This window comes from Allobosea sp. OK403 (assembly GCF_900113835.1).
Lineage (GTDB): Bacteria > Pseudomonadota > Alphaproteobacteria > Rhizobiales > Beijerinckiaceae > Allobosea.
In genome coordinates this window covers 1191266-1215929 of sequence record NZ_FOQV01000001.1, presented here as the reverse complement: position 1 = coordinate 1215929, position 24664 = coordinate 1191266, and the positions used below count along the sequence as shown (strand labels likewise).

At 66.0% G+C, this 24664-nt stretch carries 19 protein-coding genes; 3 read left to right on the top strand and 16 right to left on the bottom strand.

Features of this window, described 5'->3' with window-relative positions; all coding sequences use genetic code 11:
- Position 1: 1 nt before the first annotated feature.
- A complete protein-coding gene (locus BMZ97_RS05325) occupies positions 2-718 on the bottom strand; it encodes an amino acid ABC transporter permease (RefSeq protein WP_092166177.1) in 717 nt (238 codons plus the stop codon).
- 28 nt (positions 719-746) lie between these two features.
- On the bottom strand, positions 747-1646 hold the full coding sequence (locus BMZ97_RS05320; RefSeq protein ID WP_175525437.1) for an amino acid ABC transporter substrate-binding protein: 900 nt from the start codon (positions 1644-1646) through the stop codon (positions 747-749).
- 290 nt (positions 1647-1936) lie between these two features.
- Between BMZ97_RS05320 and BMZ97_RS05315 the strand changes: the two genes are divergently transcribed.
- Positions 1937-2917 carry a LysR family transcriptional regulator gene (locus BMZ97_RS05315; RefSeq protein ID WP_175525436.1) on the top strand — a complete coding sequence of 327 codons (981 nt, stop codon included), beginning with the start codon at positions 1937-1939 and terminating at the stop codon, positions 2915-2917.
- Between the two features lie 259 nt (positions 2918-3176).
- Here BMZ97_RS05315 and BMZ97_RS05310 read toward each other — a convergent pair whose 3' ends face one another.
- The 9 genes from BMZ97_RS05310 to BMZ97_RS05270 all read right to left on the bottom strand — a co-directional run bounded on the left by BMZ97_RS05310 (position 3177) and on the right by BMZ97_RS05270 (position 12552).
- Positions 3177-3509 carry a cupin domain-containing protein gene (locus BMZ97_RS05310; protein ID WP_092166171.1) on the bottom strand — a complete coding sequence of 111 codons (333 nt, stop codon included), beginning with the start codon at positions 3507-3509 and terminating at the stop codon, positions 3177-3179.
- 28 nt (positions 3510-3537) lie between these two features.
- Positions 3538-4416 (bottom strand): branched-chain amino acid ABC transporter permease, encoded by an 879-nt coding sequence (locus BMZ97_RS05305; protein WP_092166169.1) that lies wholly within the window; start codon positions 4414-4416, stop codon positions 3538-3540.
- The gene (locus BMZ97_RS05300; protein ID WP_092166167.1) at positions 4409-5194 is read right to left on the bottom strand and encodes an ABC transporter ATP-binding protein; all 786 of its coding nucleotides are present in this window, start codon (positions 5192-5194) and stop codon (positions 4409-4411) included. The genes BMZ97_RS05305 and BMZ97_RS05300 overlap by 8 nt, the downstream gene beginning before the upstream one ends.
- Complete coding sequence (locus BMZ97_RS05295; RefSeq protein ID WP_092166165.1) at positions 5191-6156, bottom strand: branched-chain amino acid ABC transporter permease; 966 nt, start codon at positions 6154-6156, stop codon at positions 5191-5193. Before BMZ97_RS05295 ends, BMZ97_RS05300 begins: the two co-directional genes overlap by 4 nt.
- A complete protein-coding gene (locus tag BMZ97_RS05290; protein ID WP_092166156.1) occupies positions 6125-6871 on the bottom strand; it encodes an ABC transporter ATP-binding protein in 747 nt (248 codons plus the stop codon). Before BMZ97_RS05290 ends, BMZ97_RS05295 begins: the two co-directional genes overlap by 32 nt.
- Positions 6868-8007 (bottom strand): ABC transporter substrate-binding protein, encoded by a 1140-nt coding sequence (locus BMZ97_RS05285; RefSeq protein WP_092166154.1) that lies wholly within the window; start codon positions 8005-8007, stop codon positions 6868-6870. The genes BMZ97_RS05290 and BMZ97_RS05285 overlap by 4 nt, the downstream gene beginning before the upstream one ends.
- Positions 8008-8097: 90 nt before the next feature.
- Positions 8098-9666 carry a hydantoinase B/oxoprolinase family protein gene (locus tag BMZ97_RS05280; RefSeq protein WP_244546239.1) on the bottom strand — a complete coding sequence of 523 codons (1569 nt, stop codon included), beginning with the start codon at positions 9664-9666 and terminating at the stop codon, positions 8098-8100.
- 23 nt (positions 9667-9689) lie between these two features.
- On the bottom strand, positions 9690-11753 hold the full coding sequence (locus BMZ97_RS05275) for a hydantoinase/oxoprolinase family protein (protein ID WP_092166150.1): 2064 nt from the start codon (positions 11751-11753) through the stop codon (positions 9690-9692).
- Positions 11754-11757: 4 nt separating this feature from the next.
- On the bottom strand, positions 11758-12552 hold the full coding sequence (locus BMZ97_RS05270; RefSeq protein WP_175525435.1) for an IclR family transcriptional regulator: 795 nt from the start codon (positions 12550-12552) through the stop codon (positions 11758-11760).
- Positions 12553-12917: 365 nt separating this feature from the next.
- Here BMZ97_RS05270 and BMZ97_RS05265 point away from each other — a divergent pair, with 365 nt between their 5' ends.
- The gene (locus BMZ97_RS05265) at positions 12918-14294 is read left to right on the top strand and encodes a M20/M25/M40 family metallo-hydrolase (RefSeq protein ID WP_092166146.1); all 1377 of its coding nucleotides are present in this window, start codon (positions 12918-12920) and stop codon (positions 14292-14294) included.
- Between the two features lie 151 nt (positions 14295-14445).
- Here BMZ97_RS05265 and BMZ97_RS05260 read toward each other — a convergent pair whose 3' ends face one another.
- Positions 14446-15990 carry a GMC family oxidoreductase gene (locus tag BMZ97_RS05260; protein ID WP_092166145.1) on the bottom strand — a complete coding sequence of 515 codons (1545 nt, stop codon included), beginning with the start codon at positions 15988-15990 and terminating at the stop codon, positions 14446-14448.
- A gap of 631 nt (positions 15991-16621) precedes the next feature.
- Here BMZ97_RS05260 and BMZ97_RS05255 point away from each other — a divergent pair.
- Positions 16622-18244, top strand: a complete 1623-nt coding sequence (locus tag BMZ97_RS05255; protein WP_092166144.1) for a B12-binding domain-containing radical SAM protein — start codon at positions 16622-16624, stop codon at positions 18242-18244.
- Positions 18245-18259: 15 nt separating this feature from the next.
- Here BMZ97_RS05255 and BMZ97_RS05250 read toward each other — a convergent pair whose 3' ends face one another.
- The 4 genes from BMZ97_RS05250 to BMZ97_RS05235 all read right to left on the bottom strand — a co-directional run bounded on the left by BMZ97_RS05250 (position 18260) and on the right by BMZ97_RS05235 (position 24537).
- The gene (locus tag BMZ97_RS05250) at positions 18260-18967 is read right to left on the bottom strand and encodes a DUF1345 domain-containing protein (RefSeq protein WP_092166143.1); all 708 of its coding nucleotides are present in this window, start codon (positions 18965-18967) and stop codon (positions 18260-18262) included.
- A gap of 164 nt (positions 18968-19131) precedes the next feature.
- Positions 19132-20673: an ABC transporter substrate-binding protein gene (locus BMZ97_RS05245; protein WP_210188210.1), complete on the bottom strand. Its 1542-nt coding sequence runs from the start codon at positions 20671-20673 to the stop codon at positions 19132-19134.
- 73 nt (positions 20674-20746) lie between these two features.
- Positions 20747-22501, bottom strand: a complete 1755-nt coding sequence (locus BMZ97_RS05240) for a hydantoinase B/oxoprolinase family protein (protein ID WP_092166142.1) — start codon at positions 22499-22501, stop codon at positions 20747-20749.
- 2 nt (positions 22502-22503) lie between these two features.
- Entirely contained in the window at positions 22504-24537 is a 2034-nt protein-coding gene (locus BMZ97_RS05235; protein WP_092166141.1) for a hydantoinase/oxoprolinase family protein, read from the bottom strand.
- Positions 24538-24664 lie beyond the last annotated feature (127 nt).

The following is a 24664-nucleotide window of genomic DNA, read 5'->3' as shown; positions in this document are numbered from 1 at the left end:
ATCAGGCCCTCGCCAAGATGCCGGGGATGGCGGTGGCCCGCTCCACCGTCCGCATCGCGGCGATCACCAGCATCGTCAGCAGCACATAGATCAGCGTCGCCGCGGTGAAGGCCTCGATGCCCTGAAAGGTGTTGCTTTCGATCTGGCGGCTCTGGCCGGTGAGTTCGAGGACACCGATGGTGAGCGCCAGCGACGAGTTCTTGACGATGTTGAGGAACTCAGAGGTCAGCGGCGGCAGTACGTTGCGGGCTGCGATCGGCAACAGCACATGGCGATAGGCCTGGGCGGTGGAAAGGCCGCTGGCGGCTGCCGCCATGGCCTGGCCGCGTCCGACGGCCTCGATGCCGGCGCGCACCTGTTCGGCGATGCGGGCTGCGGTGAAAAGGCCGAGCCCAAGTGCCGCCGTCCAGAATTCCGGCATCGGCAGGTCGCGTTTGATCCAGCGGCCGATCTCCGCGGGAAGCAATTCGGGTATCACGAAATACCAGAGGAAGAGCTGCAACAGCAGCGGGATGTTGCGGAAGATCTCGACATAGACCGTGCCGAGGGCGCGCGCGGTTCGTGATGGAAGCGTGCGCAGGATGCCGACCCCGGTTCCGATCAGGAGCGCGACGATCCAGGCGGTCCCCGCGACCAGAAGCGTCCAGGTCAAGCCCGACAGCAGCCAGCCAAGATAAGGCTCTGTGACGAGCACGCTCCAGTTCCAGCGATAGGTCATTGCAGCCTCCGAGATCGGCGCGCGGGTCTCAGCGCGGCAGCGCCTGGATCTCGAAGGCGGCCTTGAGGATCGGATCGATCTCGATACCGAGCGGCCCGAACCATTTGGCATAGAGCTGTTCCGCCTCGCCGGCGCGGAAGGTCTCGGCAAAGACGCGCGAGACCAGCTGCGCGAATTCCGGGTCGCCGCGCTGGATCATCACGCTGTAGGGATCATAGGTCAGCAGACGCCCGACCACGGAAAGCGAGCCTTTGCGCTGCGCGCGCGTCGCGGCATAGACCTTGATCTGGCCGCCATCGGCGGCGAAGGCGTCGACGCGATCGGTCTCGACCAGAAGCGCCCCCTCGCCGAGATCCTTGGCATAGACCAGGGAGATGTTGAGCTTCTTGCCGTCGTTGAGCGCGCGCAGCGATTGCTCGTTGCTGGAGCCCTGGAGCACGGCGACGCGCTTTCCCGCCAGATCCTCGACCTCCTTGAAGCCGCTGCCCGTCTTCACCAGCAATTGTGTGCCGGTGATGTAGAAGATTGGCGAGAACGCCACCTGCTCATGGCGGGCGAGCGTGTTGGTGGTGGTGCCGCATTCCAGGTCGATGGTGCCGTTGGCGACCAGCGGAATGCGGTTGGTCGTGTTGATCGGCACGTAGTTGATCTGCAGGCCGGGCTTGCCGAGACGTTCCTTCACCGCCTCGACGACCTTCAGGCAGAGATCGACCGAGTAGCCTTCCACCTTCTGCTCCCGGTCGATGTAGGAGTAGGGCACCGACGCCTCGCGATGGCCGATCGTCAAGGCATTGCGCTCGGCGATGCGCTGGAGGATGGGGCTGGTCCCAGTGCCGCTGCCCGCGCCCTGCGCCAGGCTGGGAGAGATGGCCAGGACCAGGGCGCCGAGAAGGCTGGTGGCGGCCAACCCTTGCACGAATTTCGACATGATGATGCTCCCCTCTGCGTCGGGCATGACGGCATGGCGCCCGAGCGCTGCTGCTCGGACGGGCCGCGGATTCTCGGAATGGAATACGGTTGTTCCCGCCGGTCTTGACCGCGGGGGGCTTGCTGCCCCGCAGCGATATGCCAGCTTTCGATCCCGACAATGCTGGGCCGGGAACAGGCTGGCCAATGCGGATCGCTGGGTGAGTGATGAGCAATCCGCATGGCGCGGCCATGCCGGCCGTGACATGCTCGGCGTCGCCCCGATCGCTGCAGGCCCCTTTGGAGAGAGCCATGCTGGACATCCGCTGGCTGGAAGACCTCATCGTCGTCGCGGAGACGCGCAATCTCACGAAGGCGTCCGAAATCCGCAACGTCACGCAGTCCGGCCTGAGCCGCCGCATCCAGTCGCTCGAGCACTGGGTCGGCGCACCGCTCATCGATCGCCGCAAGTCGCCGCTGGATCTGACCGAGGCCGGCTACAAGCTGCTGGAGGTCGCCAACGACACGCTGGGTCGCCTCAAGGGTGCGCGCCGGGCGATCCGCGAGGATCTGGACGAACGCCTGCGCAGCATCCGCTTCGCTGCTCCGCACATCCTCTCGATGACGTTCTTTCCGCGCTGGATTCCCGCGATCCAGAGCAGCCTCGGCGCGACGCGGCTTTCGGTCATGTCCGACAACCTGCCCGGATGCGCCAGCGCCTTCGAGGATGGCTCGGTCGATTTCGTCGTCTGCCTCGCCGACGCGCAGGATGCGATCTTCAGGGCGGCTGGGCGGCCGCTCTCCATCGAGGGCTGCGCCTCCTTGACCATTGGCCGCGAAACGCTGATCCCACTATCGGCTCCGGATGGCAACGGCGCCCCGCTGCATCGGCTCGACATCGGCCCGAGGCTGTCGACCTCCTATCTCGGTTACAGCCGCGAATGCTCGCTGGGCTGGGCTGTCGAGCAGTTGATCGCCACGCGCCGCGACTTGCCACAGCTCAATGCGCTCTATGAGAACTCGCTCGCCGACGGGCTTCGCTCGATGGCGCTGTCGGGGCTCGGCGTCGCCTGGCTGCCGCTGACGACGACGCATAACGACATCCTGCGCCGCCGGCTCGTGCGCGCCGGCGATAGCGCGCTCGACCTGACGCTCGACATCCGCATCTATCGGCCGCCGCAGAAACTGCCTCGGCGCGCCGAGGAGCTCTGGACGAAACTCTCCACTGACGGGCCGGGCCTGATCCAGAGCGAGCCATCGCTGCAGATGGAGGAGCTCGCGGCGCTGCGTTGAGAACGGCCCGACCATGTCGTGGTTCTGGACAGCGGCAAACTCGATGCGGAAGGCATGCCGGCCGTGGTCGTCACGTCCGCGATGCTGCAACGTGTCTACGGCGTCAGGGCCAGGGTCGAGCGCTGCTCTCGGCCGGCAGCGTTCAGATCATGACTGACGGCCTCGCCACGGGCTGAAGCCGCGCTTGCGCGTCATCGTTCCGTCAGGAGACGAGGCGGGAGTTCCCGAATCGATTCAAGGTGATGGGTGGCTTCCTTAATCAGGCATATTCAGGCCTGCGCGGCGTGAAGACGTCGAGATTGATCACGGGCTCATCGCCGACGACCTCGCCCCAATGCTCGACATTGGCCGGCACGACCAGGAGCGAGCCCGGTCCCAGGAGATGTTCCTCGCCGCCGACGACGAAGCGGATCGTGCCGCTGACGATATAGGCGATCTGTTCATGGGGATGGCTGTGGGGCTTGGGTTCATGGCCCGGCATCAATCGATGCAGCGCCAGCGTCGCGGCGCTACCCGAGAAGGCCTTGCGTTCGACGCCCGGGCGCACCGGCGTCCAGGGGAGCTGGCTCCAGTCGATCTTGTGGATGTCCATGGCTTGTCTCCTGTCGTGACAGGCGCGCTCACTTGGCTGCGCCGAGAATTCCCGATGGGCGGATGAAGAGGAACAGCAGCAGCACCGACAAGGCCGCGACGGTCTTGAGGCCGGCGCCGAAGACGACGATGGCGAGCGCCTGCATCAGGCCGAGCAGAAGCCCACCGAGAAAAGCCCCGAAGGGACGTCCGAAGCCGCCGACGATCGCGGCGATGAAGCCGCTGATGGCGAAAGGCACGCCGACATTGAAGGCGGTGTACTGGGTCGGCGTAATCAAGATGCCGGCGATGGCGCCGAGCGCGGCGCTGAGCGCGAAGGCCAGCGCCAGCATGCGCGAGACCGGGATGCCTTGCAGCGCCGCCGCCTCGCGGTTGATCGAGCAGGCCCGCATCGCCTTGCCGGTGCGGGTCAGGGCAAAGAAGGCGGCAAGCAGCGCGACGATTGCGAGCGAGCCGCCTACGATCCAGAGGAATTGCGTGCCGATCGCGACGCTGCCGATCATGAGGGGCGGCAGGTCGGTGAAGACCGGCAGCGTCTTGGGCTGATCGCCGACCGCGATCAGCGTCAAGCGCTCGATGACGATCTGGGCTGCGAGCGTCGCCAGGATCATCACGAACATCGTCGCCTTGCGGTTCCAGAGCGGCCTGACGACGATCCGTTCGATCGCGACGCCGAGCGCGGCGACGGCCGCGACCGCGGCCAGCGCCGCCACTGGCAAGGGCAGGCCGTGGCGGCTAAACAATGTCTGGGTGATCATGCCGCCGAGCATCACGAAGGCGCCTTGGGCGAAGTTCACGATGCCGCTGGCATTGTAGATCACGCAGAAACCGATGCCGATCAGCCCATAAACGCAGCCGATGCCGAGCCCGCTGACGAGGACCTGGGGGATATAGGACCAGTCAGCCATCGGCCGCTTCCTTGCTGGCGGGGGCGCCGAGATAGGCTGCGATCACGGCCGGGTCGGAGCGGATCTGTGCCGGCGTGCCCTCGGCGATCTTGCGGCCGAAATCGACCGCGACGATCCGGTCGGCCGTGTTCATCACCAAAGTCATGTCGTGCTCGACCAGCAACACCGTCGTGCCCGTCTCGGCGATGCGCCTGATGATCCGCGATAGGGCGGCCGATTCCTCGGCGTTCAGTCCCGCCGCTGGCTCGTCGAGCAGGATCAGGCGCGGACCCGCCGCCATGGCGCGGGCCAGTTCCAGCAGGCGCTGCCGGCCATAGGGCAGGCTGGAGGCGGGTTCCTCGGCCAGAGCGGCAAGGCCTGTGAAAGCCAGGAGCTCGCGGGCGCGGTCTTCGACCTCGGCCTCCTCGCGCCGGGCCGAGGCCGGGCGCAACAGAGCCGAAAACAGTCCGGCCTTGCCATGCAGATGGCAACCGACCTTGACGTTGTCGAGCACGCTCAGATCCTCGAACAGCCTGACGAGCTGGAAGGTGCGCACCAGCCCGCGCGCCGCGATCCTGACCGGCGGCAGGCCGGTGATGTCCTGCTCCTCGAAGATGATTTGTCCTGAACTTGGCGGCAGGAAGCCCGAGATCAGGTTGAACAGGGTGGTCTTGCCGGCGCCATTGGGGCCGATCACGGCCGTGACACCCTGGGCCGGTACGGAAAAGCTGACATCGTCGACGGCTATGAGGCCGCCGAAGCGGCGCGTCACGCCCTCGAGCCGCAGGCGGCGGGTCATGAGCGGCCTCGCGTCGAGAACAGGCTGGCGAGACCGCGCGGCGCATAGATCAGGAGCAGGATCAGCGCCGCGCCATAGGCGAGGTCCTGATAATCCTTGAAGGCGCGGAAGGTCTCGGGCAGCAGGCTGACGATCAGCGCGCCGATCAACGGCCCCGCGACGGTGCCGATGCCGCCGACATAGAGCATGGTGAAGGTAACGATGACCATGTGCAGCCCGAACACCTCCGGGCTGACGAAACCGACGACATGGACGAAGAGCGAGCCCGCGAGCGCAGCGAAGCCCGCCGAGAGCAGGAAGGCCATCAGCTTGTAGCGCGCGACATCGATGCCCAGCGCTTGGGCTGCTTCCTCGCTGCCTGCCACGGCCGACAAGGCGCGGCCGAAGCGCGAGCGGCGGATGCGCGCCGCGGCGAAAGCGCCGCCTGCGACGACGAGTGCCAGCATGACGAGCTGGCCGCGATCCGAGGAGACTTCGTAGCCGGCCAGGCTCAGCGGCGGGATGCCGGAAATGCCCATATAGCCTTGCGTCACCGACTGCCATTCGACCGTGATCTCATAGGCGATCAGGCCGATGGCGAGCGTGCCCATGGCGAGGTAATGGCCCTTCAGCCGCAAGGTCGGGAAGCCGATGATGGCGGCAGCCAGCACGGCGGCAGTCATGCCCAGCGCCATGGCGGGCAGGGGGCTCCAGCCATGGCTCGCGGTGAGCACGGCCGAGACATAGCCGCCGATCGCGGCGAAGGCGTTCTGGCCGAAGGAGACCTGGGCGGCAAAGCCCATGAACAGGTTCAGGCCGGTGACGAAGACGGCATAGATCAGCGCGAAGGAGACGACGGTTGCCGCATAGCCGCCGACAAGGATGGCATAGCCGACGACCGCGCCGGCGAAGAGCCAGGGCAGCAGGCCGACGAGCCGCAGGCGGCGCCGGTCAGGAGAGGTAATGCTGGGCGAGATCGTCATGGGATGTGATGTCACGCGGATCGAGTTCGGCGACGATGCGCCCCAGGGAAAGCAGGTAGACTCGGGCTGCGAGCTTCAGCGCCAGCGGCGCCTTCTGCTCGACCAGCACGATTGCGAGGCCCTCGCGGTTCAGGAGGCCGAGCGTCTCCAGGATCTCGTCGGTGACGCGGGGCGCAAGACCAAGCGAAGGCTCGTCCAGGAGCAGGACCTTGGGGCCGGCCATCAGCGCTCGGCCGATGGCGAGCATCTGCTGCTCGCCGCCCGACATCGAGCCCGCCATCTGCCCCAGCCGCTCCTTCAGGCGCGGGAAAAGCGTCAGCACGCGCTCGCGCCGCCGGGCGAATTCGGACTTGTCGCGCAGGCGATAGGCGCCGAGCTCGAGATTATCGGCCACGCTCATCGGGCCGAAGATGCCGCGCCCTTCCGGCACCAGGACGATGCCGCGCGAGGCGACGGCGACGACATCCTGGCGCGGTAATGGCGCATCCCGGAAGCGGACCTCGCCCGCATTCGAGACCAGCCCCATCAGCGCCCGCAGCAGGGTCGACTTGCCGGCGCCGTTGGGACCGAGCACGGCGACGAGCTCGCCTTCGCCGATCCGGATGTCGAGCGGATGCAGCGCCTGGACATGGCCATAGCGGGCCGAGAGGCCTGTCGCCGCTAGTATGGGCGCGGGAGCCGCGACGCCCGGCGCCGTGGCCACGGCCAGGTTCATTGCACCACCTTGACCGCGCCGTTCTGGATCGTCGCCAGCACGAAGGGGTTGTCGGTGATGCCCTGATGCAGATCTGGCCGGAAATTGTAGACACCGGTCGTGCCCTGGAAGCCCTTCAGCTCCTCAAAGGCCGCGCGGAGCTTCTCGCCCTCGAAGGACTTGGCCTGCTCGACCGCGGCGACGGTGAGCATCACGCCGTCCCAGCCGCGCGAGGCCCAGTTCGGGTCGCGATCCCGGTACTTCTCGCGCCAGGGATCGAGGAACGCCTTGATGCTGGTCTTGAGCGGGCCGTTCGGCAGCGCTTCATAGACCTGCGAGGGCGAAGCGACGAAGAAGAACTTGTCGCCCAGCACTTCGGCGACGGGGCCAAATACCGCCAGATCCTCGAGGCTGGTCAGGAGCAGCATGTCGGCGCCGAGCTGCTTGATATTCTTGGCGGCGGTCAGCGTGGTGCCGCCGAGCCCGATCTTCAGGATGGCGCCGGCCCCGGCCGAGCGCGCCTTGCTGATCTGGACGCTGAGATCGGCGTCGTCCTGCTTGTATTGCTCGATGGAGACGATTTCGAGCCCGTATTTCGCGGCATTGCGCTCGGCCACGGTCTTCTGGAGATTGGCGTAGGGCGTGGGGTCGTGCAGCACCGCGATCTTGCGGATCTGCGTCTTCTCCTTGAGGAATTCGAGGCGCTTGTCGACCTCGAAACCGGCTGGCGGCAGCGTGGTGAAAGCCCAGGGCAGATGCTCGGCCAGCTGCGGCAGGATCGAGCACAGCATCATCGGCACCTTGGCGCGCAGCAGCAGGCCGGCGGCGGCGAAATTGCCCGCCGAGACACAGCCGCTGACGAAGACGTCGACCTTGTCGGAGCTCAGCATCTTCCGATAGACCGTCACGGATTCCTGCGGTTCGGAGCGGTTGTCCTCGACGATCACCTGGATCTTGCGGCCCATCACGCCGCCCTTGGCGTTGACGGCTGCCGCCGCGAGCTCGACGCCGTCGCGCCAGGCGCGATCGACGGTTGCGGCATAGCCGGTGAGTCCGGCGGAGACGCCGATCTTGTAGTCCTGCGCGCTGGCCATCTGCGGCAGAGCCGATGCGAGGCAGGCGGCGAGCGCGGCCGCCAGGGCAGTGGATGTCTTCATGGGTTCCTCCCGTTTCCCTTGCTTTCGGGTCGTTCGCCGCAAGCTGCGACGCGCCCTTTCTGGTCTTGGTGGCGAGGCTTCACGCCTCGCTCAGGCCGCTGGCTTTCCGTAGCCGCCGCCGCCGGGCGTTTCGAGGAGCACGACGTCGCCGGGCTGCATCGTCAGCTTCTTGGCTTCGCTGACGGGCTTGCCATTGACGAGGAAGTGGCCGGATGCGCCGGGCAGTCCGCCATCGATGCCGTCGGGGCCGTGGTTCAATCGGCTCGGCACTGCGTTCAGCAGCCAGGGCGTCTCGGTGCGCATATGGAACTGGATGCTCTGGCCGTCGCCGCCCTGCATCCGCCCCTTGCCGCCCGAGCCGCGCCGCAGCTCCTTGCGGTCGAACACGATCGGCATCGTCGCCTCCAGGATCTCGATCGGCACCGCCGCGACGCCGGTCGGATAGCAGGTCGCGCTGGGGCCGGGCTTGTTGGCACGAGCGCCCATGCCGCCGGAATAGTTGAACATGGACGAGGTGAAGGCCTGGCCGTCCTGCCGTTTGCCCTGGATCTGCATGGTCCAGACTGCGCCCGAGCCTTCGGCCAGCACGCGCTCGGGCATGACCTGATGCAGCGCCTTCAGGATCGGCATCGGCACATACATGCCCACCACATGGCGGGCGTTCACCGGCGCCGGATAGGCGCAGTTGATGATCGAGCCCTCCGGCGCGCGCACTTCGATCGGCGCGAGCGAACCGGTGTTGTTGGGCAGATCGGGGTTGAGGCAGGAGCGGATGGCGAAGGTCGAATAGGCGTGGGTGTAGTTCAGCACGACATTGATGCCGGTGGCGGTCTGGGGCGACGAGCCGGCGAAGTCGACGATGATCGCGCCGGCCTCGACATCGACCGTCACGGCGGTCTTGAGCGTGATGATCTCGCCGCCGGGCACGTCGAAGCTGGTTTCACCGTGATAAGTGCCGGGCTTCAGCTTGCGGATGGCGTTGCGCGTCGCCTCTTCCGAGCGATTGATGATCTCGTCCGACAGGGTTTCGATATCGGCGACGCCGTAGCGCCGGCACAGCGTGATCAGGTATTCGGCCGCGGCCTCGCCGCTGGAGACCTGGGCGGAGAGGTCGCCGAAGACGGCGTCCGGCGTGCGCACATTGCGCCGGATGATATCGTGGAGAACCTCATTGGGCTTGCCGCGCTCATAGAGCTTGAGCGGGGGAATCCACAGCCCCTCCTCATGCACGTCGCGCGCGCCGGCGCCGATGCCGTAGCCGCCGATATCGGTGTGGTGGATGGTCGAGCCGATATAGGCGATGAGGTTTTGCCCGTCGAAGATCGGCGTCAGCACGGTGATGTCGAAGAAATGCCCGGCCGAAAGCCAGGGATCATTGGTGATCAGCACGTCGCCGGGCTCGCAGCGCCCCTCGAAGATGCGCACGAGATGGGCGCCGGCGAAGGCGAGCGAGTTGATGTGGCCGGGCGTGCCGGTATTGGCCTGCGCCACCATCCGGCCGCGCTGGTCGAACAGGGCGCAGGCAAGGTCGCCCGCCTCGCGCACGATCGGGCTGAAGGCGATGCGCTGCAGCGCCTTGGCCCGCTCGTTGACGATGCCGATCAGGTTCGACCAGAGGATTTCGAGTTCGACGCCGTCCATTGCAGGCGACTTTGCCATTGGATGTGACCCTGCCATCGGATTCAGCCTTTCCTGGCGATGATGCAGCCGAGGCTGTCGATCGTGGCGTTCCAGCCGGGGGGAAGCGCGGTCGTGGTCTCGCGCTCCTCGATGATGGCGGGGCCTGTGATGGTCTGGCCCTCAGCGAGCGCGGCGCGCTCATAGACCGGGACCGACTGGTCATCCTGCCAGGCATGGACCGGGCGATGCCGCTTGGCCTGCCCCTGCTCGATCTGGGGGCGGGTCTGGCCGTCGAAATGCGGCGAGGGGCCGCGCGCCACCACGCGCCAGGTCACGATCTCGATGGGGACATGCGAGGGGTTGACGCCGTAGAGCGTGCGATAAGCCGCCTCGAATTGCTGGGCGAGGGCGCTCGCATCGCGGCTTTGGCGCGGGTCGGTCTCGAAGATGACGGTGACCTCATGCTGCTGGCCGACATAGCGCATATCGGCGCCGACCAGGATCGTGACGTCCTTGGGTGCGCAGCCGGATTGGCCGAGCGCCGCCATGCCCTCGCTTTCGAGGTCGCCGAGCACGCGGTCGACGCGGCTCCAGTCGAGATGGGCGACCAAGGTCAGGTCGCTGCGCACCAGATCGAGCCGGACTGGCGTCACCAGCGTGCCGAAGGCCGACAGCACGCTCGATTGCGGCGGCACGATCACGCAGGTGCTCTGCAGCAGGTCGGCGACGCCGCAGGCATGCAAGGGACCCGCGCCGCCGAACGCAAACAGCGGCAGGCCGCGATAGTCGACGCCGCGATCGGTGGCATGGGTGCGCGCGGCCGAGGCCATCGCCTCGGTCACGATCCGGTAGATGCCGCGCGCCGCCTGGACAGGGGAGACCGCGAGCGCCTCGCCGAGCCGCGCCATCGCGGCCTCGCAGGCCAGCTTGTCGAGCGACATGTCGCCGCCGAGGAAGTTCTCGGCATCGATCAGGCCGAGCACGAGGTCGGCATCGGTCACGGTCGCGCTCTGGCCGCCGCGGCCGTAGCAGGCGGGGCCGGGATTGGAGCCGGCGCTTTCCGGGCCGACCTTGAGCAGGCCGAGATCGTCGACATGGGCGATGCTGCCGCCGCCCGCGCCGATCTCGATCAGGTCGATCGAGGGCACGGTGACGGGCAGGCCGCTGCCTTCCTTGAAGCGATAGCGCCGGTCGACCTCGAACAGCCCGGTGACCAGCGGGGTGCGGTTCTCGATCAGGCAGGCCTTGGCGGTGGTGCCGCCCATGTCGAAGGACATCAAACGGTCGATGCCGAGCAGTTCGGCATAGTGGCAGGCCGCCAGCGCGCCGGCGGCGGGGCCGCTCTCGATCATGCGCACCGGGTTCTTCCCGGCGGTTTCCGCGCCGACGACGCCGCCCGAGGACAGCATGATCAAGGGCGTGTTGGCGAAACCCTCGAGGCGCAGCCTGTCGCTCAAGCGCTTGAGATAGGGCTGCGAGATCGGCATCGCATAGGCGTTCACCGTCGCCGTCGAGGCGCGCTGATATTCGCGGATCTGCGGGGCGACCTCCGAGGAGGTGCAGATGAAGACGTCGTTGAGCTCCCGCGCCAGCGCTGCGGCGACCAGGGCCTCGTTGGCGGGGTTGGCGAAGCTGTTGAGAAAGCAGATCGCCAACGCTCGCGCGCCGCTGGCGCGGATATCGCGAACCAATTGCGCGATATCCTGCGGATCGGGCGCGATCGCGATCGTGCCGTCGGCGAGCACGCGCTCCTTGAGGCCGAAGGTCAGCTCGCGCGTCACCAGCGGTTCGGGGAACTCGATCTGGGGATCGTACATGTCGTAGCGGTGCTCGTTGCGGATCGAGAGCACATCGCGGAAGCCCTCGGTCACGACGAGTGCCGTCGGCAGGCCTTTTCGCTCGATCAGCGCATTGGTGACGACCGTCGTGGCGTGGACCACCAGACCATCGACGGCATCGGCCGCGACGCCGGCCTTGCCGAGTACGGAATCGACGCCGCGGAAGAAGCCTTCGAGCAGGTCGTGATGCGTGGTCAGCGTCTTGTCGACGCTGAGGCCGCCCTTGGAGTCGCGCAGGACGATATCGGTGAAGGTGCCGCCGATATCGACGGCCAGCGAATAGCTCATGGCTTCAGTCTTTCCAGGTCAATCCCCGCGAGATGCGCGCGGCGCTGCCGACGACTTCGCGGATCTGTTCGGGATCGGGGACGGGAGGGATGAACTGTGTCGCGCCGACGATGGCGATCGAGCCGACGAGAATCTGGCGATGGTCGAAGACGGGGGCGGCGAGCGTGTTGACGCCGGTGATGACCTCGTCGGGTGCGGTGGCCCAGCCACGCTCGCGTACGGCGTCGAGATCAGCGAGCAGGGCATCCCGCGTGACGATCGTCGCTGGCGTCCAGGCCTTGAGCTCGCCATTGGCAATGGCGGCCGTGCGCTCCTGTGAGCCGAAGGCGAGCCAGATCTTGCCATGTGCGCTGGCATGGAAAGCGAGCCGCGTGCCGGGGCGCGTGGCGAATTCGATAAGCGTGCGGCCCTGGATCAATTCGAGGACGATCAGCTCGGCGTCGATCGCGGCGCAGACCGTGACGGCCTGGCCGGTGCGATCGCGCAGCGTCATCAGCTCCTCGCGGGCGGCGCTGACGATGTCGAAGCGCTGCCGCAGCGACTCGCCCAGCACCATCAGCTTGATGCCGGCTTCGTAACGACCGGTCTCGGCATCCTGCCGCACGAAGCCGTGGCGCTGCAGCGTCACCAGATGCCGGTAGATCGTGGCTTTCGATGCCCCCAGCGCGCCGGCGATCTGCGCCAGCGCCGCCGGACGGCTCTGCTGCACCAGGTACTCGACTGCCTGCAAGGCGAGATCGAGCGTGCTGGTGCCGGCCGGTGCGGCTTTGGCCGCATCTGGATCGGGTTTCGTCGGCAAGAGCGTTCCTCTGTGTTTCATTTCATATAATGAAACATCATTTTGTTATTTGATACGCTATGATGAAAGCTGCGAGGAGGTCAATGCCCACTCTGGCCGTGCTGATCAGTTTTCTTCGGATGCCCGGATCAGGGGGCGTGCAGCCGCAAATCGTCTGGCGCTGTCAGAAAGGGCGGGCGAATTGGTTGCGGCTCGGGCCTCTCCAGCGAGGGCCGAGAGGCTTCCGGACAGGCGAAGGACGCCGTGCGAAAGATGCTGGCATCCCGATAAACCGTTTCATCAAGCATCGGGCTCAACTATCTAGAAATAGGTGATGAGGCGTTCTGCGCCTTCAGGCCTATCTTTCCTCCGTCAGGGACAAAGTCATGCCTTCCTCCGATGCGCTGGCTGCGGTTTTCGAGCATATCGAGACGAACCGAGCGAGTTTCCTCGATCGCCTGATCGCCTATCTTCGCCATCCCAGCATTAGCGCCGAAAATGTCGGCATTGCCGAAGTCGGGGCGCTGTTGGTGGAGATGCTGAGCGATATCGGGCTCGAAACCAGCCTGATGCCGACCGAGGGGCACCCCATGGTCGTCGCGCGCTGGGAGAAGGCGCCGGGCAAGCCGACCGTGCTGCTCTACGGCCACTACGACGTGCAGCCGCCGGACCCGCTCGAGAAATGGCTCTCGCCACCCTTCGAGCCCACCATCCGAGATGGCCGTCTCTATGCGCGCGGTGTCGGCGACAATAAGGGTCAGCATTTCGCACAGATCCTGGCGATCGAATCCCACCTCAAGGTGCATGGAACCCTTCCCTGCAACGTCATCCTGATGCTGGAAGGCGAGGAGGAGATCGGCAGCCCGAACATCGCCGGCTTCGTGCGCGCCAATAAGGACGTGCTGAAGGCCGATCTCGCGGTGACCGCCGACGGTCCGCGCCATGCCAGCGGGGCGGCCGCTATCAAGTTCGGTTCGCGCGGCGTGGCGTCCTTCGAGCTGCGTTGCCGCCATGCCAGCCGCGACGTGCATTCCGGCAATTTCGGCGGCGTCGTGCCCAACCCGATCTGGACGCTGGTGCATCTGCTCGGCACCATGAAGAACGAGGCTGGCGAGATCACCATCGAAGGCTTCCATGACGGCGTCGAGCCCCCTTCACCGGAGGAGCTTGCCGCGATCGAGCGCCTGCCGCTCGACATCGAGGCGTTCAAGCACAGCCTTGGGCTCACACGGCTCGATGCACCGGCGGAGCGGCCCTTCTACGATCGTCTCTGCTTCCGCCCGACCTTGACGATCAACGGCTTGCACGGCGGCTATGGCGGGCCCGGCTCCAAGACGGTGCTGCCCAACGAGGCCTTCGTGAAATGCGATGTCAGGCTGGTGGGCGCGCAGGACCCGGAAGATGTCCTGCGCAAGATAGCGGCTCATGTCGCCAGGCACGCGCCGGAGGTCGAGTTCATCGCGGTGGAGAAGGGCATGCAGCCCTCCAAGACGCCGATTGCCTCGCCCTTCACCCCGGTGCTGCGCCGGGCCTTCGTCGCCGCGCAAGGCGTGGAGCCGCTGCTGATCCCGGCGGGCTTCGGCAGCCTGCCGGGCTATGTCTTCACCAAGATCCTCGGCATTCCCGCCTTCGTCACGCCCTATGCCAATCCCGACGAGGCGAACCATGCCCCGAACGAAAACCTGACACTCGACTGCTTCTATAGCGGGCTACGCACCGGGGCCGCGCTGCTGCACGAGCTGGGCCAGCTGCGGGCTCCCTGAGCGGGCTGGGTAGGGCGCCCCTTGTTCTGGAGCCGTTTCTGATCCGACTGGATCGGAAACGGCTCCAGCTCTTTGTTTCAACGCGTTTTCTCCGCGCAAACGCTTCGCGTTTGTCGCGGGAGAACCGGTGTCCACTTCGCTCGAAAATACCCTAGGCGCGCATCCGCCGCGCCAGGGCCTCGCCGATCATCACGCAGGTGAAGTGCAGGTTCGCCCGGCAATCGGTCGGCATGATCGAGGCGTCGGCGACCCTTAGCCCCGCGACGCCGCGCACCCGCAGATCCGGATCCACCACGCCGCGCGGATCGTGATAGGCGGTCATGTGGCAGGTTCCGGCGGCGTGCTGGATGTCGCTCGCCTCCTGCAGCATCAGCGCATCGAGCTCGGCCTCCGGCAAGGCGGCCGCCTCGGCCGGGCTGAGCGGGGTTTCGCAGAAGCGGATATCGTCGCAGACCGCGCGCAGGGCTGGCTGCTCGGCGAGTGCGGCCAGCCGCCGTACCGCGTCGCGCATGCGTAGCCGGTCGCGCGGGTCGGCCAGCATGTTCTCGTCCACGATCGGATTGGCATCGGGATCGGCCGAGCTCAGGCGCAATTCGCCACGCGAGAACGCATCGTAGAGCGATACGCCCACCCCTCCGCCCGGCCCGGGCATGGCGCCCACGAAGCCGCGATGGTTATAGGCGACCATGATCATGTCGCGCCGGCCGCCGCCGCCGAGGCCGCTGCTATAGGTCAGGCAGCAATTGGTGTGGCGGGAATCGGGGTCATGCGCGACGAAGCCGGGCTTGAGGGCCAGGCTGAGGCGCAGCACCGGATGGTCCATCAGGTTGCGCCCTACAAAAGGCTGGTCGCGCAGCACGGGAATTCCCAGCGCCGCCAATTGCACGGCCGGGCCTAGCCCCGAGCGCATCAGGATGGTGGGGCTGTGGATCGCGCCGGCGCAGAGCACGATCTCGCGGCCCTCGATCTCCGTCCACTCCTCACCGGCAAAGCGCACCCGCACCGCACGGGCGCGATGGCCGTCGAACAGGATCTTGTCGACCATGGCGCCGCCACGGATCTCCAGATTCGCGCGTCCCCGCACCGGTTCCAGATAGGCGTCGTTGGTGGAGATGCGCGCGCCGTCACGGGAGTTGATCGGGTTGGTCGCAATCCCTTCGCCCTGCAGCGCGTTGAGGTTGCCGAGCCAGGGATAGCCGGCAGCCAGAGCCGCATCACGGAAGGCGAGGTCGACATGGCCCCAGCTGCTTTCCGGCGCGCGATACACCGGCAAGGGGCCGGCGGTGCCGGCCTGCGGATCGCCCTCAATGGCGTCGAAGACCGGCAGCACGTCCTCCGAGGACCAGCCTTCGCAGCCGTACTCGGCCCAGGTGTCGAAGGCTTCCGCGACGCCGCGAATGGCGATCTGGGCGTTCACCGTGGAGGAGCCGCCGAGCGCTCGGCCGCGCCAGTAGAAGCGCGGCTCCTGCGCCGCGGTCCGGCGGGTCATCAGCTCGGGCCACTGCCACTGCGCCTGATGCGCCGGATCGTGCATGAACGGGATGATGTTGGCGCTGCGCAGCGCATGCGGCGCCTCGGCGGCGCGCCAGTCGCGCCCGGCCTCCAGCAGCAGCACGCGGCGGTTCGGATCCTCCGAAAGCCGGGCGGCCAGCGGCGCTCCGGCCGAACCGGCGCCCACCACGATCACGTCGTACATCCGCTCAGATTCTCCCTGTCTACGCCACGTTCTGACATGACCGGACCCCACGCGCCATGCGGTCGGCGCGGAGCCGGGCTGCACGACCTCGGCGGGCTTCGGCAGCCTGTCGGGCTATGTCTTCACCAAGATTCTCGGCATTCCGGCTTTCGTCACGCTCTATGCGAACCCCGACGAGCCGAACAGCCTGACGCTTGACTGCTTCTATAGCGGGCTGCGCCCCGGGGCTGTGCTGCTGTACGAGCTTGGCCGGCTGCGAGCGCCCCGAGCGACGGCGTAGATCGAGGAAGCTCCATATTTTGGAGCGCGTTTCAAGCTTCCGATTTCGATTTGAACGTTTTCGTTCCAGACCGGCATGAAATTTCTGCTGTATCGACATACGTCATGCAATCTTTCTAGATCCGATACTTTTGTATTTGCGCTCCGTCGCGATGGGTTCGAGGGCGCTTGCGCCTTGAGGTCGACAAACTCTGTTTTGGGACCGCAGTCGATCGGCGCCGGCTGGGACGATTTCTTGACATTATTCTCAGGCAACAAGGTTCCGGCACTGCGCTGGCGGTTCCGTTGTCTGGGGGGCTCGCCAGCCATGCACACCGCACCGCGTCGCGCCCCGCGCGAAGAAGGAGATGGCATGCACTCCGATCGCAACAAGGTCTTGATGATCTATCCGCGCTTCAATGCGGGCTCCTTCTGGAACTACAAGGCGACATGCGAACTCGCCGGAGCGCGCCACCCGGCCGCGCCACTCGGCTTGATCACGGTTGCGGCCCTGCTGCCTGCGGATTGGGAGATTCGCCTCGTCGATCTGAACACGGAGGAACTCGACGAACAGGAGCTCGCCTGGGCCGATCTCGTGATGACCGGAGGCATGCTGCCGCAGCAGGACGGCTCGCTGGCGGTGATCGAACTGTGCCGCTCGCGAGGCAAACCCGTCGTGGTCGGCGGGCCTGATGCAACCTCGACGCCGCATCTCTATGCGGCCGCGGATTTCCGGGTACTCGGCGAGGCCGAGGAGATCATGGCCGATTTCGTGGCGGCCTGGCTGGCGGGCGCGCGGACCGGCGTCTTCCAGTCCGAGATGGGCAAGACCGATGTCGCCAAGAGTCCGACGCCGCGTTTCGACCTTCTGAAATTCGAGCACTATCTGCATGTTGGCGTCCAGTTCTCGCGCGGTTGCCCGTTCAATTGCGAGTTCTGCGATATCATCGAGCTCTATGGGCGTGTGCCACGCACCAAGACCAACGCCCAGATCTTGACCGAGCTGGATACGCTTTATGGGCTCGGCTATCGCGGCCATGTCGATTTCGTCGATGACAATCTCATCGGCAACAAGAAGGCGCTCAAGCGCTTCCTGCCCGACCTCAAGCGCTGGATCACCGAGAAGAACTTCCCCTTCGAGTTCTCCACCGAGGCATCGATCAACCTCGCCGACGACGAGGGCCTGATGCGGTCGATGAGCGAGGCCAACTTCTTCACGATCTTCGTCGGGATCGAGAGTCCTGATACCGACACGCTGATTTCGATGCAGAAGAAGCAGAACACCCGCCGCAGCCTGCAGGAGAGCGTGCACAAGATCTATCAGGCCGGGCTGTTCGTGAACGCTGGTTTCATCCTCGGCTTCGACAGCGAGAAGGGCAGCGTCGCGCGCGGCATGATCGATTGTATCGAGGACATGGCGATCCCGGTCTGCATGGTCGGGCTGCTCTATGCCCTGCCCAACACCCAGCTCACCAAGCGGCTGGAGCGCGAGGGCAGGCTCGGCATCCCGGAAGAAGCCGACCACTCGCAAGGGCAGGGCGATCAATGCACCGCCGGTCTCAATTTCCAAACCAGCCGCCCGCGCCGCGCCATTCTCGCGGACTACAAAACGGTCCTGGAGGCGGTCTACAAGCCGAGCGCCTTCTTTGGCCGCGTCAGGCGTGTCGGCCGCGCGCTCGACTGCACCAATCGTCGGTTGGAACTGCCGAAATCGATGGAGTTGCAGGAGCTGAAATCGTCATGGCGCCTGTTCTGGCGCATGACGACGACAAAGGGAGGCGTGCGCGGCGAGTTCTGGAAGACGGTGATCGATTGCCTCGCGCATAATCGCCAGGCCTTGCCCTATGTGATGATGATGGTGGCGCTTTATCTGCATCTCGGCCCGTTCTCCCGGCAGGTCATCGCCCAGGTGCAACGGCAGATCGACGAGCTAGACGGTGGTGGATATCGCGCGCTGCCGGTTGAAGAGGGCGCGCGGGAGGTTGCGGCCGCATAGCCTGCCGGGCCGATCTCAGATCAGGCTGGCGGCGATGTTGATGGTCAGGCCGAGAATGGCCAGGTTGAAGAAGAAGGCCAGGACGCAATGGACCAGCGCCACCCGGCGGATCGAACGGGAGGCGATGTTGATGTCGGCCGTTGCCGAGGCGACGCCGATCACGAAAGAAAAATAGAGAAAGTCCCAATAGTCGGGGCAATCTTCATTGCCTGGAATGTCGAGACCGCCGCGCATTTCCGGCTTTGCTTCCGGATGGGACCGCCATTCGTCGAAATACTCATGCGCATAATGCAGCGCGAACATCACATGGACGAACCCCCAGGCCGAGACGATCGTCAGGAAAGCCAGGCCGAGATGGAGCCCTTTCACGACCCCGACTGCATCCTTGACCGAGCCGAGCTCAGCCACGATGGCGCCGATGCTGGCAATAGCCGCCAGGATCGCCAGCGACAGGATCAGGAACTGACCTTCATCCTGTAGAGCCGCGTTACGGCGTATCGTGTGATGCGTCGCGCGCAGCATCATCGCGATGATGCTGACGAGGAACGCGATCGTTGCCGCATTCCAAGCCACCAGAGCACGCGTTGTCGGGCGCCAGACCTCGGGCAGAACCAAGCTGACCAGAACGCCCAGGACTGCGCAGAGAAACAGGCGCGGCCTCGCCCGCACATAGCGGATCGGCAGCCAACGCTGGCGATGTCGGTCAAGCGCTGAGCTGTCCATGGTCGATCCTTAGCGCGTTGCCCCGACAAGCGGTCCCGCCATGGCGGGGGACGAAGCAATCCAAGGCCGCAGCGCGAGTCGGCCTAGATTGCGTTGTCGCCTTGCTCGCCGCAATGAGGTTTCACGCCGCCTGGACACAGATCCGGACATTCTGCACGCTCGACTCAAACCAGGCTCGCCTCCTCGATGGTGACCGGCGAATAGAATGAGAGCGAACCGGGCAGGCTGTGAAAGCCCGTGAGCTCCCGCCGGAAGGCATAGCCCTGCGAGCGCCAGGCAAGCCCGACCATCGGTGCTTCCGCGAGTGCGAGCCGGATCATCTCGTCATAGGTCGTCTTGCGCGCGGCGAGATCGAGCTCGGCGCGCCCCTTGGCGAGCAGCTCGGTGATCGCCTTATTCTCGAAGCCGAAGGAACGCTGATAGGAGGGCGAGCTGCCGGCGAGGAAGCTCGACATCGCGTCGGGGTCCTCATAGTCGAGCGCATAGCCGACGACGGCGAGCTCGTACTGGCCGCGATTGCCGAGCTGAAGGCGCGTCGCATAGTCGGGTAATTGTAGCGTGGCGCGGATCCCGACCGCCGCGAGGCTCTGCTGCACGACCTCGGCAGTGTCCTTGTGCATGCCGTATTGCGCTGAGGAGAGCAGGGTGGTCTGGAAGCCGTCCGGCATTCCGGCCTCGGCCAGGAGCTGCTTGGCCCTGGCGATGTCCTGTTTCCAATGCGCTTCGCGCGCCGCATCGTAGAAGGGCGAATTCGGGACGATCGGCAGCCCTTCCATCGGCGTGCCATGGCCGAAGAAGGCAGCCTTGACCACATCGGCGCGGTCGACCGCATAGGCCACGGCCTGGCGCAATTTGGGATTGGCGAAGGGGCCCTGCCTGGTGTTGAAGACGAGGCCCATGAAGGGGCCATCCGTCGCATCGAGCTTCAAAGCCGGATTGGCGCCGATCGCTTCCATGCTCTGCCAGGGCACATACTCGATCAGATCGACATCGCCGGCCTGGAGCGCCGCGACGCGCAGGTTCTCGTCGGCATAGGCGATGCAGCGCAGCTTGGGCGTCTTCGGAAAGCCGGGGCGGAAATAGCCGTCGAAGGCGGCGAGATCCATCCGGGTGCCACGCTCGATCTCGGTGATGCGGTAGGGGCCGCAGCCGATCGCCTCCGCATCGCTCGATTTCGCCGAGATGATCGGTGCGTTGAAGCTGGCGAGGTGGAAGGGGAATGTGGCGGAGGGGGCTTTCAGCAGGATGCGGACGCTGCGTCCCTTGACCTCGACCTGCTCGACGATCTCGTAGGCGGCCTTGAGATAGGCGGTCGATTTCGCGCCGGCGATCTGCTCGATCGTGAACTTCACATCCTCGCCGGTGACGCGATCGCCATTGTGGAATCTGGCGTTCTCGCGCAGCTCGAAGACATAGGCGCGCTCGCCATCGGCGCGAAAGCTTTCGGCAATCTCGCCACGCAGCTTGCCGGTGGCGTCGTAGCCGACGAGACCGCGATGGATCATCAGCTTAACGGCGCCGGCGCTGGTGCCGGCGTGCTGGAATGGACGCAAGCTCGACGGATAGCTCGACAGGGCAAAGCGCAGCATGTCCTTGCCCTGCGCGCGCGCCGCCCTGATTGCGCCCGGCCCGGCAAGGTTGCCGGCGAAGGCCGCTGCGCCTGCCAGGAAAGCCCGACGGCTCGGCTGCATCGTCGTTTCGTTCATCATCCCGCTCCTTTGTCGTGTTCGGAGCCGGGAAGGGCGCAAGGCCCAGCCGCGTGCACCGTGTTCTTGACGATCAGTCCGCCAGGGCCAGCGCCTGCGTCACGCGCTCAGCGCCATAGTCGCGCTCGGCGGCGTTCCGTGAGCATTTGCCGGAACGGATATCCTGAGCCAGGGCCTTGAGCTCGCGTTCGGCCGGCGAGCCGAAGCCGCCACCGCCCGGTGTCTCCAATCGCACCGAATCGCCCGCCTTGAGCACGAGATTAGAGATCTTCGAGGAGAGCTCGTCCTCATGCGCCGTACCGGGATTGCGCAGCAGCCGGGCGGTGCGGCCGTCACACCCGCCGAACAGGCCGGGAGCGCCGGCGCGGTGGCCGTCCGAGCGGGCGGAGAAAACGATGCCGTCGCGCGTCGCCGAGATCTGGCGAGCGATGCCAAGCCCGCCGCGATGGCGCCCTGCGCCGCCGGAATCCTCGACCAGCGCGTATTCATCGACCAGCAGCGCGTATTCGTTCTCCAGCGCCTCGGCCGGCAGGTTCGAGGTGTTGGTGATATGGACATGGACGCCGTCCATGCCGTCGCCATCATGGCGCGCGCCGACGCCACCGCCCATCGATTCCAGATAGACGAAGGTGCCGTCGTCGCGCCGGCGTTGGCCGGAAAAGATGATGACCGGCACGACATCCTGCGAAGAGGCCATCGCCCGTTCCGCCGGCAGCAATTGGGCGAAGGCGCCGAACAAGGCGCGCGCGACCTTGTTGCAGGTGATCGAGCGCGCCCCGACCGGAGCCGGGTAGGCGGGGTTGACGATGCTGCCCGTCGGAGCGGAAACCTCGACGCAGGCGAACATGCCGCTATTGGGCAGGAGCTCGGGGTCGAGCAGCGTCTTGACCGCGTAATAGCAGGTCGCCAGCAACGCGCTTTCGGCGACGTTCATCGCGCCGCGCGCCTGGGGGGCGCTGCCGGCGAAATCGAGGATCAGTCTTTCGCCTTGCACGGTGACATTGGCCTGGATCGGCACGGGATCGCCGCCGAGCCCGTCATCGTCGAGCCAGGCGACGCAACTCGCCTGGCCGTCCTGCATGTCGCGGATGCGGTTGCGCAGGCGTCGCGCCGTATAGGCGAGCAGGTCGTCGATCGCGCCCGTCATTGCGGTGAGCCCCATCTGGAGCGAGAGAGCCAGCAACAGGCGCTTGCCGCGTTCGTTCGTGGCGATCTGGACCTTGAGATCGAGCGAGCGTTCCTCGGCCTCGCGCGAATTCTGCGAGACGAGATTGAGCAGATCCTCGTCGAGCTCGCCGGCGCGCACGATCCGGATCACCGGGATGCGCAGGCCCTCCTCGAAGATCGAGCGCGCCGTGCCCGAGATCGAGCCCGGAACCGAGCCGCCGACATCGGAATGATGGCCGATATTCGCCGCGAAGAAACGTAACGCCCCGTCGATGAACACCGGCGTGACGATCGAGATGTCCGGCATATGGGTGCCGCCGGCGAGGTAGGGATCGTTGCAGATGAAGGCGTCGCCATCGCGCATGCGCGCCACCGGGCAGGCCTTCAGCACTGCGGTGACGCTGCCCATCAGCGAGCCCAGATGCAGCGGCACATGTGAGGCCTGGCAGACGAGCCGGCCCGCACCGTCGAAGAGTGCGACCGAGCAGTCCTTGCGCTCCTTGATATTGGTCGAGAAGGAGGAGCGGACGAGCGTGTTGCCCATGTCCTCGGTGATCGAGAGCAGCCGGTTGGAGAAGACCTCCATCGCGATTGGATCGGCGAGGCGGCCTTCGTCATCGCTGCGCAGCGCGGCAAGGCTGGTCTGGAGGGTGGCGGTCATGGTTACAGCTCCACGATCAGGTTGCCGATGGCGTCGACATGGACATGCTGGCCCGGCCCGACGACGGTGGTGGAGCTCATTTCCTCGATCACGGCCGGGCCTTCGAGCCAGGCGCCCGCACCGAGGCCGGCGCGGTCATGGACCGGCGTATCGACCCAGCCATCGGAGAAGTGGACAAGGCGATGTTCGCGCGCCAGCGGGGATGCGGCCTGTGCACTGGGCGGTTTCGTCCTGGGACGGTCGATCGCGCCGACGACCTTGAGACGGCAATTCACCACCTCGATCGCGAGATCCTCGACATCATAGCCATATTCGCGGCGATGCGCCTCGCTAAAGCCGGCAACGAACTCGGCGAAGGCGACCCTGGACGGCACCTTGTCGAGGCGGACCTGGACCTCATGGTTCTGGCCCTTGTAGCGGGCCTCGACCACGCGCAGAAAGCTGCGACGCCGCGGCTCTACCGCCTCCTTGTCGAGCCAGGCGAGACCGCGCTCCTGCATGCCGTCGAACTGCGCGGCGATGCGCGGCCAGCTCTCGTCATTGGCGACGATGATCTCGCTCTTCACGAAATCGAGGCTGAGATCGGACATCAGGATGCCGCGCGCGCACATCGTGCCCGGCTCCTGCGGCACCAGAACGCGCTTGAGGTCGCATTCCTCGGCGACCGCGACCGCGTGGAGCGGCCCGGCCCCGCCATAGGGAAAGAGCGCGAAATTCGCGAGGTCGTAGCCTTTCTCGGTCGAGACGGCCCGGATCGCCCGACTCATATTCGCCACCGCGATGCGGATGATGCCGAGCGCGGCCTCCTCGACCGTGAGGCCCAGCGGCCTGGCGATGTGTTCCTCGACGGCCCGGCGCGCCGCTTCCTCATCGACCTTCATCCGGCCGCCGAGCAGCGTCACCGGATTGAGCCGGTGCAGGATGATGTTGGCGTCGGTCAGGGTCGGTTCGGTGCCGCCGCGGCCATAGGCGACGGGGCCTGGATCGGCGCCGGCGCTGTGGGGGCCGACCTTGAGTGCGCCGGCGTCGTCGATCCAGGCGATCGAGCCGCCGCCCGCGCCGATGACATGGATGTCGACCATCGGCGTGCGCACCGGGTGGTCGGCGACCATGCGGCTGGCGGCGAAGGCTGGGGCGCCCGCCTCCACAAGCGAGACGTCGGTCGAAGTGCCGCCGACATCGAAGGTGATGAGATCGGGAAAGCCTGCTTCCTTGCCGACCTCGGCTGCACCGACGACGCCTGCCGCCGGTCCCGAAAGGCAGGTACGCACCGGATAGGCGCGAACCGTCTCGACCGACATCAGTCCGCCATTGGAATGGATCGTATAAGGCTGCGCCACGATGCCGAGATTCATCAGCCGGCCGAGGAACCGGTTGAGATAGCGGCCCATCTTCGGGCCGACATAGCTGTTGATCGCCGTCGTCGAGAAGCGCTCATATTCGCGGAACTCGGGCAGCACATCGGAGGAGGTCGAGACATAAAGATCGGGTGCGACCTCACGTACGATCTCGGCCGCGCGCCGCTCATGCTCGCCTCTGAGATAGCTGTGCAGGAAGCAGATCGCGATCGCCTCGACGCGCGCTGCAAGCAGCGTCTCGGCAGCGCTGCGGATTGCGGCCTCGTCAAGCGCCGTCAGCGTGTTGCCCTCGACATCGATCCGGCCAGCGACCTCGAAGCGACGCTGGCGCGGCACCAGCGGCTCGGGTTTGCCGACGGAGTAGTCGAACAGATGCGGCCTGACCTGGCGGCCGATCTCGAGCACGTCGCGGAAGCCCTTGGTGGTGATCAGCCCGGTGCGCACGCCGCGCCGCTCGATCACCATATTGGTCGCGACCGTGGTGCCATGGCCGACGAAGCCGATGTCGTGGGCTGCGATGCCGAGCTCGGTGATCAGCGCCGACAGCCCACTCTCGATCGCCTCGGACGGGTCGGACGGGGTCGAGGCGACCTTGAAGTGGCGTATCGCGCCGCTGGCTCCGTCGTGAATGGTGAAGTCGGTGAAGGTGCCGCCAACGTCAAAACCAACCCTGTACATGAGACCGTCGGTTCCCTGCTGATGAACGGCGTCTGCATTCCCTTTCCTTATGGCTCCGATATCGGCTCCTGAAGCATTTAAGGGAGGTGTTTGCGCGTGGGTGCTACGGTTGCATCTCCCACCACAT